The 14,072-nt window shown below is 48.9% G+C and carries 15 protein-coding genes; 5 read left to right on the plus strand and 10 right to left on the minus strand.

Features of this window, described 5'->3' with window-relative positions; all coding sequences use genetic code 11:
* From METPAY_RS11865 to METPAY_RS11885, 5 genes are all read left to right on the plus strand, one after another.
* Positions 1-173: hydrogenase iron-sulfur subunit (locus METPAY_RS11865; RefSeq protein ID WP_048148153.1), on the plus strand; the 173-nt coding region annotated here is incomplete at its 5' end.
* Positions 174-179: 6 nt separating this feature from the next.
* Positions 180-593 carry a molybdopterin dinucleotide binding domain-containing protein gene (locus tag METPAY_RS11870; RefSeq protein WP_048152786.1) on the plus strand — a complete coding sequence of 138 codons (414 nt, stop codon included), beginning with the start codon at positions 180-182 and terminating at the stop codon, positions 591-593.
* Positions 594-1,931: a formylmethanofuran dehydrogenase subunit B gene (locus tag METPAY_RS11875; protein WP_013330389.1), complete on the plus strand. Its 1,338-nt coding sequence runs from the start codon at positions 594-596 to the stop codon at positions 1,929-1,931. It abuts the gene before it with no gap.
* Positions 1,924-3,636, plus strand: coding sequence for a formylmethanofuran dehydrogenase subunit A (locus METPAY_RS11880; RefSeq protein WP_048152787.1), 1,713 nt, complete (start codon positions 1,924-1,926; stop codon positions 3,634-3,636). Before METPAY_RS11875 ends, METPAY_RS11880 begins: the two co-directional genes overlap by 8 nt.
* 10 nt (positions 3,637-3,646) lie before the next feature.
* Complete coding sequence (locus tag METPAY_RS11885) at positions 3,647-4,447, plus strand: formylmethanofuran dehydrogenase subunit C (RefSeq protein WP_048152840.1); 801 nt, start codon at positions 3,647-3,649, stop codon at positions 4,445-4,447.
* A 93-nt stretch (positions 4,448-4,540) separates the two neighbouring features.
* On the opposite strand, the gene METPAY_RS11890 is transcribed toward METPAY_RS11885, so the two are convergent.
* The 10 genes from METPAY_RS11890 to METPAY_RS14405 all read right to left on the minus strand — a co-directional run bounded on the left by METPAY_RS11890 (position 4,541) and on the right by METPAY_RS14405 (position 14,071).
* Entirely contained in the window at positions 4,541-5,695 is a 1,155-nt protein-coding gene (locus tag METPAY_RS11890) for a hypothetical protein (protein ID WP_048152788.1), read from the minus strand.
* A gap of 333 nt (positions 5,696-6,028) precedes the next feature.
* Positions 6,029-6,598: a type IV pilin N-terminal domain-containing protein gene (locus METPAY_RS14370; protein ID WP_052418804.1), complete on the minus strand. Its 570-nt coding sequence runs from the start codon at positions 6,596-6,598 to the stop codon at positions 6,029-6,031.
* Positions 6,595-7,596: a type IV pilin gene (locus tag METPAY_RS14375; RefSeq protein ID WP_052418805.1), complete on the minus strand. Its 1,002-nt coding sequence runs from the start codon at positions 7,594-7,596 to the stop codon at positions 6,595-6,597. The genes METPAY_RS14370 and METPAY_RS14375 overlap by 4 nt, the downstream gene beginning before the upstream one ends.
* 22 nt (positions 7,597-7,618) lie before the next feature.
* Positions 7,619-8,272: a type IV pilin N-terminal domain-containing protein gene (locus tag METPAY_RS14380; protein ID WP_052418806.1), complete on the minus strand. Its 654-nt coding sequence runs from the start codon at positions 8,270-8,272 to the stop codon at positions 7,619-7,621.
* 3 nt (positions 8,273-8,275) lie between these two features.
* A complete protein-coding gene (locus tag METPAY_RS14385; protein WP_052418807.1) occupies positions 8,276-9,001 on the minus strand; it encodes a type IV pilin in 726 nt (241 codons plus the stop codon).
* 16 nt (positions 9,002-9,017) lie between these two features.
* A complete protein-coding gene (locus METPAY_RS14390) occupies positions 9,018-9,632 on the minus strand; it encodes a type IV pilin N-terminal domain-containing protein (RefSeq protein ID WP_052418808.1) in 615 nt (204 codons plus the stop codon).
* A 2-nt stretch (positions 9,633-9,634) separates the two neighbouring features.
* A complete protein-coding gene (locus METPAY_RS14395; RefSeq protein ID WP_052418809.1) occupies positions 9,635-10,420 on the minus strand; it encodes a type IV pilin in 786 nt (261 codons plus the stop codon).
* Positions 10,421-11,055: 635 nt separating this feature from the next.
* Complete coding sequence (locus METPAY_RS11925; RefSeq protein ID WP_048152789.1) at positions 11,056-12,237, minus strand: cytochrome c biogenesis CcdA family protein; 1,182 nt, start codon at positions 12,235-12,237, stop codon at positions 11,056-11,058.
* Between the two features lie 266 nt (positions 12,238-12,503).
* Positions 12,504-13,124, minus strand: coding sequence for a type IV pilin N-terminal domain-containing protein (locus METPAY_RS14400; protein ID WP_052418810.1), 621 nt, complete (start codon positions 13,122-13,124; stop codon positions 12,504-12,506).
* Positions 13,121-14,071, minus strand: a complete 951-nt coding sequence (locus tag METPAY_RS14405) for a type IV pilin N-terminal domain-containing protein (RefSeq protein ID WP_157199075.1) — start codon at positions 14,069-14,071, stop codon at positions 13,121-13,123. The genes METPAY_RS14400 and METPAY_RS14405 overlap by 4 nt, the downstream gene beginning before the upstream one ends.
* Position 14,072: the final 1 nt, after the last annotated feature.

Below are 14,072 nucleotides of genomic sequence, written 5' to 3' on the forward strand. Positions count from 1 at the left end.
AATGCGCAAAGCGTATGTTCCTTATCAAGAACGTGCTCAAGAACATCGGTCTCGACGACAACAGGATCCGTATGACATTCGTATCCGCATCGGAAGGTGCAAAATGGGGTATGGTCATGGAAGATGTCGTCAAGACGGTTAAAGAACTGGGCCCGAGCCCGCTGAAGAGGTGAATCGCAATGGCTAAGCAGATATTATTGAATATGATTACCCAGCGCGCTGTCGAAGAGGGTATCGCAATGGAGATCGGTAAAACATCTCCACAATACTTTGAGGCCTGTTCACTTATTGAGATGAACGAGAGCGATATCGAGGATCTCGGTATCACACCCAACACCAATGTCAAAGTGACAAGCGAGAGCGGCGAAGTTATTGTAAAAGCCGTAATTGCACGCCAGACCTGCTACAAGGGTCTCTGTCATATCAGGCAGGGTGTCTGGGCAAATCAGGTCGTTCCCCCGAGGACACAGTCCACAGGAGAGCCCCAGTACAGCGGTTTCCCTGTAATCGTGGAACCGGCCCCTAATGAGAAGATCAAGACTGCCCTTGAATGTGTTCAGGGAGCAGTCGGTCTCTGGATAGGTGATGAGTAAATGCCAAAAGTAATCAAGAACGTCGGATGTCCGTACTGCGGCTGCTCATGCGATGATGTTGAGGTAACTGTTTCCGATGACGGAAAGCATGTTCTCGAAGTCAAGAACGTATGTGCAATCGGTACAGAGATCTTCATGCACGGCGGTGACCGCGAGGGCCGTATCAGGCTTCCGCGTATGCGCCAGGAAGACGGCACATTCAAGGACGTCAGCTTTGAAGAGGCAACAGACTTCATGGCAAAGACGCTCCTGAAGGCAAAGAAGCCTCTTATGTATGGTTTCGGATCAACAAACTGCGAAGGACAGGCTGCAGCGGCCCGTGTCATGGAGAGGGCAGGCGGAATGCTCGACAACTGTGCATCAATCTGCCACGGAAGTTCATTCCTTGCAATCTTCGACAACGGTTACCCGTCCTGTACACTCGGTGAAGTCAAGAACCGTGCAGACGTAATCGTGTACTGGGGATCAAACCCTGCACACGCACACCCGCGCCACATGTCACGTTACTCGATCTTCCCGCGTGGATACTTCTCAGGAAAGGGACACAAGGGCAAGACCGTTATCGTCGTGGACCCGCGTTTCACAGACACTGCACGTGTCGCAGATCATGTCCTCCAGGTAAGGCAGGGTCATGACTACGATCTGTTCTGTGCATTCCGTATGGTCCTTCACGGACACGCAGACGATATCCCCGATGTCGTTGCAAACATCCCGAAGGAGAAGATCCTCGAGGTTGCAGAGATCCTGAAGAACGCACGTTTCGTAAACATCTTCTTCGGAATGGGTCTCTGCCACTCCGACGGAAGGAACCACAACATCGACATCGCCATCTCGATGACACGTGACATCAACCAGTTCACGAAGTGTACGATCATGGCAATGCGTGGACACTACAACATTGCAGGTCCCGGTCAGGTATGGTCCTGGGTCTTCGGATTCCCGTACTGTCTCGACCTGACGAAGAAGAACATGGCTCACATGAATCCCGGTGAGACAAGTTCGGTCGACCTTGCAATGCGTGACGAAGTCGACGCATTCGTTAACATCGGTACGGATGCAGGTGCTCACTTCCCGATTCCGGCAGTCCAGCACTTAAAGAAGCACCCGTTCATCACAATCGACCCCAGCGTCAATATGGCAAGTGAGATCTCCGATCTTCACGTCCCGGTAAAGATCTGTGGTGTGGATGACGGCGGTATCGTATATCGTATGGATAACGTTCCTATTCAGTTCAGGCAGGTAGTAAACGCACCCGACGGTGTTCCCTCGGATGAGGAATTCCTCGACGGAGTTTATGAACGCATGGTAGAGCTTGAGGGGGAGAAGTTCGATGAGTGAAATGATCATCAAAAACGGATTTGTTTTTGACCCTCTGGCAGGCATCAAAGGCGAGAAGAAGGACATCGGAATTAAAGATGGCAAGATCGTCGATGCCTCGGAAGTCAAAAAGGGCAAAGAGATCGATGCATCCGGCAAGACCGTAATGGCCGGCGGTGTGGATATCCACACGCACGTTGTCGGACCTAAGGTCAATGTCGGCCGCCTGATGCGTCCCGAGGACAAGCTCTTCAGGAGCAGGACCAAAGAGCGCAACACAAGGATGCAGATGGGATTCGCCGTCCCGAGCACATATGCAACAGGGTATGCATACGCACGTATGGGATACGCATATGTGAACGAGGCAGCAATGCCGCCGCTCCACTCTCCTCACGTTCACGAGGAGATCCGCGATACACCTATCCTGGATATCTCGGCAATGCCTGTAATGGGCAACAACTGGTTCCAGATGGAGTACCTCAAGCAGGGCGAGATCGAGAACAACGCCGCATACACCGCATGGCTCCTCAGGGCCACGAAGGGTATCGGTATAAAGTGCGTCAACCCCGGCGGTACAGAGGCATGGGGATGGGGTATGAACTGTCTTACAATTCACGACCCGGTCCCGTACTTCGACATCACCCCCGCGGAGATCGTCAAGGGACAGATCCAGACGAACGAGTTCCTCGGCCTTCCGCACTCGCTCCACGTTCACGGAAACAACCTCGGAAACCCGGGCAGTGCAGAGACGACACTCGACACGCTCAAACTTGCCGAGGGCATCACAACGAACAACAAGTTCGGTCGTGAACAGGTTCTCCACAACACTCACCTTCAGTTCCACTCATACGGCGGAACCGGCTGGGGAGACTTCGAGTCCGCATCACAGAAGATGATGGACTACGTGAACAAGCAGAAGAACATCTCATTCGATGTTGGTTTCGTCACACTCGACGAGACGACAACGATGACCGCAGACGGTCCGTTCGAGTACCACCTCAACCATCTCAACCACCTGAAATGGGCGAATGTTGATGTCGAACTCGAGACTGCAGCCGGTGTCGTTCCGTTTGTCTACGACAAGAACAGCAAAGTCTGTGACATCCAGTGGGCAATCGGTCTTGAGCTTGCGCTCCTCGCAAAGGACCACATGAAGTGCCACCTTACAACAGACCACCCGAACGCCGGTCCGTTCACACGCTACCCGCGTGTAATTAAGTGGCTCATGTCCAAGCAGGCACGTGACGAGCTCCTGCACTCCTTCAAGTATGCAGACAAGGTCATCGATGCAACGATCATCGAATCGATGGACCGTGAACTTGATCTCTACGAGATTGCACAGATGACCCGTGCAGGTACGGCAAAGTGTCTCGGTATCTCCAACATGTATGGAGGACTCACACCCGGCATGAATGCAAACGTTGCAATCTACGATCTCAACCCCGAGGACATGCCTAAGGACCCGGAGATGATCGAGAGTGCATTCTCACGTGCAGCATACATGATCAAGGACGGTGTAGTTGTTGTTGAGAACGGAGACGTTATTGCAACGACCCCGAGGAAGACTATCTGGACCGATGCAAAGTATCCGCTTAACGAACTTGTCGAGCGCGATATCCGCGAGAAGTTCCTGAAGTATTACACTGTTGAGCTTGAGAACTACATGGTCTTTGACGATCACGTGTACAACACGGTTCCGCTCGAGGTTGAATCCCCGGCAGCGTGAGGTGAAAAAAATGAGTACAGTTACAATTACATCAAAAGGCGCTCATGAACTTTACCTTGAGGCATACAACGTAACCCCTGATGCATTTGCCGGAAAGACAGCTGCAGAGATTGCAGAGATCGAGTGCCACGAGGGTAACTACAAGGGAACCCTCGGGGAATACTTCGATATCGCAGGTTCAGCAGGTGCAACGGCAGAAGAGACCACGATCATCGTAAATGGCGACTGCAAAAAGATCAAGCGCATCGGCCAGAAGATGTCCGCGGGCAATGTCATCGTCGAGGGCGACTGCGATATGTACATCGGCGGCTGGATGCAGGGCGGAAAGCTCCTTGTCAAAGGCAACGTCGATTCGTTCTGCGGTATTGCAATGGCCGGCGGAGAGCTTACCGTCGAGGGCAGTGCACAGAACCATGTCGGCTCCGCATACCGCGGGGACTGGCGTGGAATGACCGGCGGTGTTCTCCGCGTAAAGGGCAGCGTCGGAAACGATATCGGAACGTTCATCAACGGCGGAACAATCATCATTGAGGGCGACGCATTCATCCATGTCTCTACACACGGAGAAGGCGGAACCATCATCGTGAAAGGAAACGTCGAAGGCCGTGTCGGCGGTCAGATGGTCAAGGGCGACGTATACGTATACGGCGACATCAAATACATGATGCCCGGATTCAAGTACGTCGACGAGGTCGAGGCTGAAGTCGACGGCGAGACTGCAAAATTCGCACACTATATCGGTGACCTGGGCGAGCGCCATCCCAAGAGGAAGGGCCAGATCGTCTACGGTAACATCTATAAAAAACTCTAAAACAATTTTTTTGTTTTCCCAGGTTTTGATGAAAGCCTGTGAATGATTTTGTTATTGTAATTATTATCGTATGGTTCTAATGAAAATTTTATTTTAAATCTGCCACCAAACGACGAATGCGCCGATTATAACCAGAACGAACCCCATTACGAGCCTGAGTTTATTCCTGTATTTCACTCTTGCAAAATCGACGAACTTCGGTGAAAGCCCGAGAGCGACTGCGAATGTAATCAGAAGCAGGGGCATCACAAAGAACAGATTGTACAGGATAAGGTACGGGACTCCTTCATAGAATGTCATCTCCGATGAAAGCAGGCTGATTATTGCGAGATAGATCCCACCGGTACACGGGAGTTCGAACATTCCGACAATAATCCCGAGGAAGAACGATGAGGGAAGTGTCGCTTTGGCAACGAACCGTCCGATGACTCCTTTTGAGGAGGCCGGGATCGATAAGGACGCCTCCGGGTTCTTTTGTAATGCGTCGGTAATATTGATCAGTCCGGCCGTTATCGCAACGATCCCGGCAAATATCGAGAAATAGAACGATAATCCTGAAAAACCGACAATGCTCATTATCCCGAGTCCGGCCAGGACATAGAAGATGAATACTGCTGATGTGTAGAGCAGTCCTGAAATAAGGACTTTTTTCCCCGGGCCCGATGCCATTAGTGAGACCAGAAGAAAAACGAGAACTGCAAATGCACAGGGATTTATTCCGTCCAATAGTCCGGCAGCTGCGATGATCGAGAGATCCGTCAGCATGTTCTCTCCCAGAGATTCATTCTGGTAATATTCTTCTTCCGTCAGCCACTTTTTTTCATAATCTGTGTCCGGAATGAGTCCTTTATTGAGAGAATCGAATACATCCCCGGCATTCTCCATAACCGGTGACATTCCGGGCAAAACAACGGTGTCCCCGGTAAAGAGGATCGGGTAAGATACGTAGTGCACGTTGTAGCGGATTCCGAATTCGTACATGAGAGTCAGGTTTTCCGTGGAGTTGTAGATGTCATAACAGTGCACTTCAATTTCCGGATAACTCTCGGAGAGGTTTTCGATGAAGGGTATTACCCTGCTGCATGAACTGCAATGGCTACTGTAGAATACGGTTACAGTCGTATTTGCAACTGCAACTTTCTGGCCGTAATTTTGTGAAATATTTTGATCATCGTCATAGGCCTGAACAGCCTGCGTGAAAATGATTAAAATTATGAATAAGGCGACAATATATCTGGTTCTCTGCATTTGAGATTTCCCATATTAACCGTATAATACAGTTTTATGTTTTCAGAATGGAAAGACACCGGTTTCCCCGGGAAAAAACCCGGAGAAAATTTGAATCTGGATCCACAATTTTTTTTCTATGGTGCTTTTGTAGTGATTCTATGGTGAATTTGCGGTGTCTGTTATAAGACCGGATGCCCGAAAAGACATCCGGGCCTTATACCCGCCACTGTCCCTGCCCCCTTCTCATCTCCTGCTATTACTGCCTCGCAGTTTTACATGAAAATCACGCTGTGATTTACATGAAACAGTCCATGAATCCTTTGTTTCATAAACGTTTTTGATGAAACTCCCTTAAGATGTGATCTTCACCTCAGAGGTCGAGATGAGATTCCCGCTCTTGTCGCTTGTCTTGAGTAAAAATACCTTGCCTACGTTTTTGGAACTCTGATACTTGAGTGCGTTTACAGCGGCACCTCCACCACTTCGGTAGGTAGCATAGAGTCCCGGCTGGAGCATTTCCATAGAGCAATTTTCTGTTGAGATATACAGGGTGTCTCCCGGGTTGAAAGAGGATTTTCCACCGGTATTGATGGTAAGGAACACCTGGTTTCCGTCTTTATCGGTGATTATGCTTCTGTTCAGCACCTCGGAAAACTCCTCAAGATTCGGACCGAAACCCGGCCCGTGCTGGGTGATGAAGACAAGGTTGTCGAGAGGAATTGCATCCCCCCCGTCATGGGTAAAGGTCATGCCTTCGGAGACACTGAACGTCGCGCTGACCTTTGCTTGTGGGGCTTTTGACTGACTGTCGACCATTCCCGAACCGAATGCCGATACGACCGCCGCGATAATTATCGTGACTACGAGCATAAGCATGATCCCGATCACAGGTGAAACCGCATCGCTTTTTACTCCGGTCATGCGCTCACCACAACATCCTTATCTAAGATCGTCTTCCCGGTCGGGATGTAGACCAACTTTACGTTCACAGTATCGCCGCTTCGAAGGTTCTCCCACCCGCAGCCGAGAACGGCCTGTATGTTATCTACCTGCGAACCGTATCCTTTATCATCTGTCCAATCATCCGCAATGATATCCACAGGTACAGTCTCTTCACCGGTATAAACAGTGTACACTTTTTTGCCACTATCGCTTTTGTACTGGTAATAATAGGTGTGGAAAGGCTTCTGCCATCCACTATCCACACCTGTTGTTTGACCGTAGCCCCCTGAATAAGCAGTTATAGCATTCCCATCATCATTCCAGGGATAACCCCCTGCCGTGGAGTCAGGATTTTGACAGGACCCAATCGGCTCTGCCGTCATGACGGTACCCTGTTCCAGGATGTAATTCCCGAAATAAGCTGATTCTGGATAGGAGTTGTGCAATGTGGCAGGAACATTGCCCTCCACGCCGGCACCTGACCCGAATGGAGCAACACCATCATCTTCGTATAAATGTCTCACCGTACTCGAGGTACCCCCAGTGCGAGTATTGTGAACCCCGGGCAGGACTTCGGCTCCTCCGTGATATACAGTACCAATATTCAGACCGAGAATGCAGCCAACGCCGGTGGTTTCATAATCGGGACTCATTTTTGGCGGGTTCCCTACAATATAGGTATTAGTCTTAACGGTGGTAGTCCATGAAGTGATGAGTTTCAGGTCACTTGTATTGATAGGCTCGCTCACGCCTGTTACCAGTGCATGGAATCCGCTATCATGGTATGTACCGGAGTTGGCTATGCTGACATCCATACTGAGAGTAGGTGTCTTCTGGCTGCCTCCGTCAATTAGTCCGCCTGCAAATCCGCTTACGACCGCGGCAATGATTATCGTCACGACAAGCATCAGCATAACGCCGACGACCGGAGATACAGCACAGTCGGATTCCTGGAATTTTAATAAATTTTTCATCATTTATCCTCCTTGAAAGATAATCTCATACAGTGATCAGTACATCACTCTTTGAGATCAGGTGACCCTCCATGTCACTCACCTCAAGTATGAAGCTCTTGCCTATACTATCCTGGTTCCTGATGCAGTGTGCCCATGCTGCTACCTGGGTTCCGTTGTATGTGTAACCGTCAGCGGCGATATTGATGCCCTCAAAGTCGGTAGGCGCAACGTTCGGCTGAAGAATGTTGCATGTACAGTCATCCGGTTCGATAGTTACGGTGTCTCCAGGGTTGAACGAGACCATGTAGTATCCACCCCATGCTGCTTTCATCGGTTGTGGGCCATGGTCCGTAATTACACCATGCCTGTCGGTGGTAATTGTCCTCTCGCTTTCCACCATTATCGTGGACATATCAAGTGTCTGTGCTGTCGATGACTCGAGGTTCGGCCCGAATGTCGGCCCGTCGCGGATCGTGAATATCAGGTCTTTTGTCGCGAGAGAATCGCCGCCTGCATTGGTGATGGTCATGCCTTCGGATATGCTGAAAGTTCCTTTGACATTCGCCTGCGGAGCTTTAGTCTGACCGTCGATAAGACCGCCTGAAAAAGCGGATACAACTGCCGCTATGATGATTGTCACCACAAGCATCAGCATTACACCGACAACCGGGGAGACCGCAGAATTATTCCTTTTCATATCTCAGTCCCCCCTGACGGTGACATCTTTTGCAAAGATCGTTTTCCCGCTCGGCACGAAGATCACCTTTACCGAGACCGTATCGCCAGACCGGAGATCTTGCCACCCGTGTCCAAGCACGGCCTGCATGGGATCCGTGTATGCATCATCGTCCATTTCATAATATTCATAAGAGTCTTCTATGCCGTAACCGCTCGTATAATTGCCTCCCGTTCCGTCATTCATGCCGCCGAAAGGCTGTGCGCTCATGCTCACGCCCGGCGCAAGTGAGTAATTACCGAACCAACGCTCGGGAGCGTTGTTCGGTCTCAGGGAACTTCCGTTAATCGCCGATTCTCCTGCTACGGTTGCCATTCCGAAACCATAAGGCGCGATGCTTGCCACATTCAGGCCGGCTGAAACAATCGATGGTTCATTGACATTCACCACGTTTCCTACGGAAATATTGCCGCCTATAGAACCGTTCTTCTTCCATGATGTGACAATTTTAAGGTCGCTTGTCTGGATCGGATCGCTGACCCCGGTTACAATCGCGGAAAAACCGCTGTTTGCCCAGGTCCCTGAATTAGTAATCTTGACATCCATGGCAAGGTCCGGAGACTTTTGGCTGCCTCCTGCAACAAGGCCGCCTGCAAACCCGCTGACAACAGTTGCGATGATTATCGTTACCACAAGCATCAGCATGACACCGACAACAGGGGACACAGCCTGATCATTCTTCATCGTCATCCCTTCTCCCCCCTGATCATGCAGTTATCGTGACCTTGCTTCTGCAGATGAGATTCCCGCTCTTGTCGCTTACATCAAGGTAGAAGGTGTTTCCGATATTTTCGTTGTTCTTGAAGCAGAGTTTCCACTTTTCCTGGTAGTTGCCGGAATTGTTATAGCTAAATCTATCTGTTTCAAGATAATCAGCGTAATCGTCCGGGACGACTATCGGCTGGAGCAGATCGCATCTTATACTCGACGAGTTGATGTACAAGGTATCTCCGGCTTTAAACGATGTAACAGATGTGCTGCCATCTCCGGTATCCAGTGGTCTCTCCCGACTATCGATAATTAATTTCTTATCGATAATCTGCGCAGTAACCTGTTCGAGATTCGTGCCGAATACAGGACTGTTTCTGACCGTAAATACAAGATCATTTGTCGCAAGAGCGTCTCCGCCCATATGAATGATCTCCATTCCCGAGCCAATGCTGAATGTCCCCTGGATCGTTGCCTGAGGTGCTACCTGCTGGCTGCCCACCGAACTACCTGCAAAGGCTGAAACTACCGCTGCTATGATAATTGTTACCACAAGCATCATCATAACACCGACAACCGGTGAAACTGCTTCGTTGTTTATCTTAATTTCCATGTTTAGCCCTCCGTAACTGCAACATCCTTTTCGAAAATCACTTTTCCGGTCGGGATATGGATTACTTTAACATTCACCGTATCACCGCTCCGCAGTTTCTCCCAATCATCTCCTAATACTGCCGTCGCTGCGTCTACAGAAGCGTCGGTATAGGAGCCGCCTGGATTATATTCGTAAGGGGTTACTACGCCGTAACCGCCGTCATCACTCTGCCCTGTAGAAGACCCGATTGCTTTTTCCGAGTTGCTGCCATATGCGAATGCAACAAGTCCTGTTCCCTGGATGAGGGAGTAGTTTCCGAACTGTTGATCAGGTTTGTCAAAAGGATTCGTCAGGGACTGTGCACCCGATGAAGAGTTCACACCCGGCCCGTACCCGTATGGCGCGTTGCTTTCGATAAGCGAGGTTATGGAACCACCGTTTCCGATTTCCGGGCTGTTGACATTGGCAACCAGTGGTGTCGAGGTCTCTCCTCCTGAAGTAATGTCTCCGGAATTACTATCAGTGACTCTCCAGGAGGTTGCGATTTTTATATCCTTTGTCTTGATAGGATCGCTGACACTCGTAACAGTTGCCGAGAACCCACTTCCGACATAGGTTCCCGTGTTTGAAATCTTTACATCCATTGTAAGTAAGGGTGCATTTTGGCTTGTTCCCCCGACCAAGCCACCGGCAAAACCGCTTACTACCGCTGCAATGATGATGGTGACAACCAGCATCAGCATTACGCCGACAACAGGAGACACAGCCGCTTCGCTATGCCCCGGTTCTTTCTTTAAAAAATTCATGTTAACTCCTCTGGCCATGAAGGCCAATTCACCAAAAGTGGCTCATAAAAATTACGTGAAACCACTCGCCATAAATGGATTAATTAGCGCTTATACTTAAAATTGATCATAAATTAAGCATTATTTGTTAACCTAACCAAATTAATTAGATCGACTTTAATGGGAAAATGACAAATACTTAAAATTTATTAAGTACGCAAATGCGCATAATTGTCCTGTCTCACTGGTGTCGGGAAAAATCTGGAACAGAAAATATATTTTTTCAAACTACACCCTGATTGTAAAGTAAAGCTTAAATAAGGCGAAAAATAGCGAAAAGCGTGATTTTTTACATCCACACAGAAGCCTCAGATTCCACGATCTCCTCCTTCTTCGATATAAACATCGTCTGAAAAAAAGAGGTCATTCTCATGCCGTTATTTCGATGCGATCCGGGCTTTAATCGTTTAAAAAACGGCAATTCTCCGGTTTTCAATCTAGTTCTCAATAAAGCCTGTTAAAAAGAGCAAAATGAGCTCAAATTGCCGTTTTTTGGCGACATTTATTTCACGAAAACGTTCATGAAACAGAGGTTTCATGTAAGTCACAACGTGATTTGCATGTAAAAGGATCTAACATGAAAAAAAGATCGTTCGTTAAATCTGCCACCACACGACGAAAGCACCGATTATGATGAGAACAATTCCCATTACGAGCCTGAGTTTATTCCTGTATTTTATTCTTGCAGAATCGACGAACTTCGGTGAAAGCCCGAGAGCGACTGCGAATGTAATCAGAAGCAGGGGCACTACGAAGAATAAATTGTACAGAATAAGGTATGGGACTCCTTCATAGAATGTCATCTCCGATGAAAGCAGGCTGATTATTGCGAGATAGATCCCCCCGGTACATGGGAGTTCGAACATTCCGACAATAATCCCGAGTAAAAACGAAGATGGAAGGGTAGCTTTGGCAACAAACCGGCCGATGACTCCTTTTGAAGAGGCAGGGATCGACAGGGATGCTTCCGGGTTCTTTTGGAGTGCGTCGGTAATATTGATCAGTCCGGCCGTTATCGCAACAATGCCGGCAAATATCGAGAAATATAAGGATAATCCTGAAAAACCGACAATGCTCATTATTCCAAGTCCGGCCAGGACATAGAAGATGAATACTGCTGATGTGTAGAGCAGTCCTGAAATAATTACCTTTTTACCCGGGCCCGATGCCATGAGGGAGACCAAAAGAAAAACGAGGACTGCAAATGCACAGGGGTTAATTCCATCTAAGAGTCCGGCAGCTGCGATGATCGAGAGATCCGTCAGCATGTTCTCTCCCAGAGATTCATTCTGGTAATATTCTTCTTCCGTCAGCCACTGTTTTTCATATTCTGTGTCCGGAATGAGTCCTTTATCAAGAGAGTAGAACACATCTCCGGCATTCTCCATAATCGGCGCCATTCCCGGAAGAACAACGGTGTTCCCGGTAAATAGGATCGGGTAAGATACGTAGTGCATGTTGTAGCGGATCCCGAATTCATACATGAGAGTCAGGTTTTCCGTGGAGTTGTAGATGTCATAATAGTGCACTTCGATTCCCGGATAACTCTCCGAGAGGTTTTCGATGAAGGGTATTACCCTGTTGCACGAACTGCAATGACTGCTGTAAAAAACGGTTGCCGTGGTGTTTGCAGTTGAAATCAGTTGCCTGAACTGATCTTCCTGTGATACTCCCGTGTGGACATATGAAAAATTTGTTTCCCCTTCCCAGGCATAAACGGCCTGTGTGAAAAGGATTAAAATTAAAAACAGGGCAATAGTGTACTTTGTCTTCAGCATTTGAGACTTCCCGTATCAATTCTGTTTAGTTTTCAGTTTTAAGAATGGAAAGACACCGGTTTCTCCGGGAAAGACCCGGAGAAGATTTGATTCTGGAGTTAACAATTAGTTAATCTATGATGCTTTTGGTGAATTTGTGGTGAATTTGCGGTGTCTCTTATAAGGCAGGATTTGCCTGTTCGTAAAATCCAGCCTTATACCCGCCCCTGTCCCTGCCCCCCTCTCTCCATGTCCGCCGTTATCAGGCATTGTTCAAAGAATGCCCGTTACGATGTGATCGTCACATCGCATGAAGAGATGATGTTTCCTGACCTGTCTCCTGCCTGAAAGATAAAGTTCTTTCCTACATTGTTGGGATTACGGTAGCAGAGATACCAGAGAGAGGCATAGCAGATATAGCCGCCGGATTTACACTTGTAATAAGTAGGGTTCTTTTCCCAGTCCCAGCCACGTATTGATGATCCCACATCTGGCTGAAGAATTGGTGCCGTACAGTTGTATGCCGAGATGTAGAGGGTGTCTCCGGGATTAAACGAGGACTTGCTGCCTGAAGTGTTCAGTAACACTAAATCTCCTTCTTTATCTGTGATTATGCTCCTGTTGATCTCCTCTGTTGTGAGAGATTCTGTGTTCGGTCCGAAACCTTCCCCGTTCTGGGTGATAAAGACGAGGTCATTAAGAGGTATCGCGTCCCCGCCGTCATGTGTGATTGTCATGCCCTGCGAAACGCTGAACGTCGCGCTTATTTTTGCCTGCGGGGCCTTTGACTGGGTGTTTGCCAGACCTCCGGCAAATCCCGAGACTACCGCTGCTATTATAATCGTCACGACAAGCATGAGCATCACGCCGACAACTGGTGAAACTGCATCTTTTTCTACTCTGTTCATGCGCTCACCGTCACATCCTTGTCAAAGATTGTCTTCCCGCTCGGTATGTAGACGACCTTGACATTAACAATGTCGCCGGTTCGCAGGTTCTCCCACCCGCATCCCAGCACTGCCTGGGTATTGTCGACCTGTCCGCCGTCGGCAATGATGCCAGCTGGAGTGGTCTCATTGCCGGTATAGACACAATACACATACTTGCTATACGGGTCGTTGATTTTACCATCTGACTGATACTGGAATAAACTGGTAATTAACTGCCTGTCTTCAGACTGTACATTTGTGCCGTAGCCGCCATAAAAAAATGCGCCTCCAAATTTACCTTTACCCGGATAACCCCCGACGACAGGATCGTTTGCCTTACATTCACCGACAGGTTCGGCTGTCATGACTGTCCCTTGTTCCAGGACGTAGTTCCCGAAATATGACGTTTTTTGATAGGAACTCCACTTTGTGACAGGAACCGATCCCTCAACGCCGGCACCTGATCCGAATGGCGCAACACCGCCTCCATTCGTGTAGGTCCTGTCAGTATGGGTGTTGGGGACACCCGGAAGTACCTCGGCACCTCCGTGATAGACAGTTCCGAGCGCCAGTCCGGGAACGCATCCCGCTCCTTTAACTTCAACCCACTGCGTTGCGTCGTTCTTATCCAGCACGTCAATATATGTATTTGTCTTCACGGTGGTCGTCCATGAGGTGATGATTTTCAGGTCGCTTGTCGGGATCGGCTCGCTCACTCCTGTTACTTTTGCATGAAATCCGCTGTCCCTGTAAGTGCCGGAATTCGTTATGCTGATATCCATACTGAGAGTAGGAGCTCTCTGTTTGTCGCTGTCTATGAGTCCTCCTGCAAACCCGCTCACGACAGTTGCGATTATAATTGTCACGACAAGCATGAGCATCACACCGATTACAGGAGAAACTGCGGAATAATTTTCATTTTTCATT

This window comes from Methanolacinia paynteri (assembly GCF_000784355.1).
Taxonomy (GTDB): Archaea; Halobacteriota; Methanomicrobia; order Methanomicrobiales; family Methanomicrobiaceae; genus Methanolacinia; species Methanolacinia paynteri.

What these genes read in the sequence shown, in the direction of transcription:
- METPAY_RS11925 (WP_048152789.1), bottom strand. Translation starts at nt 12,237, where the DNA reads ATGCTGAAGACAAAGTACACTATTGCCCTGTTTTTAATTTTAATCCTT.
- METPAY_RS11890 (WP_048152788.1), bottom strand. Translation starts at nt 5,695, where the DNA reads ATGCAGAGAACCAGATATATTGTCGCCTTATTCATAATTTTAATCATT.
- METPAY_RS11885 (WP_048152840.1), top strand. Translation starts at nt 3,647, where the DNA reads ATGAGTACAGTTACAATTACATCAAAAGGCGCTCATGAACTTTACCTT.
- METPAY_RS14375 (WP_052418805.1), bottom strand. Translation starts at nt 7,596, where the DNA reads ATGATGAAAAATTTATTAAAATTCCAGGAATCCGACTGTGCTGTATCT.
- METPAY_RS14405 (WP_157199075.1), bottom strand. Translation starts at nt 14,071, where the DNA reads ATGAAAAATGAAAATTATTCCGCAGTTTCTCCTGTAATCGGTGTGATG.
- METPAY_RS14385 (WP_052418807.1), bottom strand. Translation starts at nt 9,001, where the DNA reads ATGACGATGAAGAATGATCAGGCTGTGTCCCCTGTTGTCGGTGTCATG.
- METPAY_RS11870 (WP_048152786.1), top strand. Translation starts at nt 180, where the DNA reads ATGGCTAAGCAGATATTATTGAATATGATTACCCAGCGCGCTGTCGAA.
- METPAY_RS14390 (WP_052418808.1), bottom strand. Translation starts at nt 9,632, where the DNA reads ATGGAAATTAAGATAAACAACGAAGCAGTTTCACCGGTTGTCGGTGTT.
- METPAY_RS14370 (WP_052418804.1), bottom strand. Translation starts at nt 6,598, where the DNA reads ATGACCGGAGTAAAAAGCGATGCGGTTTCACCTGTGATCGGGATCATG.
- METPAY_RS11875 (WP_013330389.1), top strand. Translation starts at nt 594, where the DNA reads ATGCCAAAAGTAATCAAGAACGTCGGATGTCCGTACTGCGGCTGCTCA.
- METPAY_RS14380 (WP_052418806.1), bottom strand. Translation starts at nt 8,272, where the DNA reads ATGAAAAGGAATAATTCTGCGGTCTCCCCGGTTGTCGGTGTAATGCTG.
- METPAY_RS11880 (WP_048152787.1), top strand. Translation starts at nt 1,924, where the DNA reads ATGAGTGAAATGATCATCAAAAACGGATTTGTTTTTGACCCTCTGGCA.
- METPAY_RS14400 (WP_052418810.1), bottom strand. Translation starts at nt 13,124, where the DNA reads ATGAACAGAGTAGAAAAAGATGCAGTTTCACCAGTTGTCGGCGTGATG.
- METPAY_RS14395 (WP_052418809.1), bottom strand. Translation starts at nt 10,420, where the DNA reads ATGAATTTTTTAAAGAAAGAACCGGGGCATAGCGAAGCGGCTGTGTCT.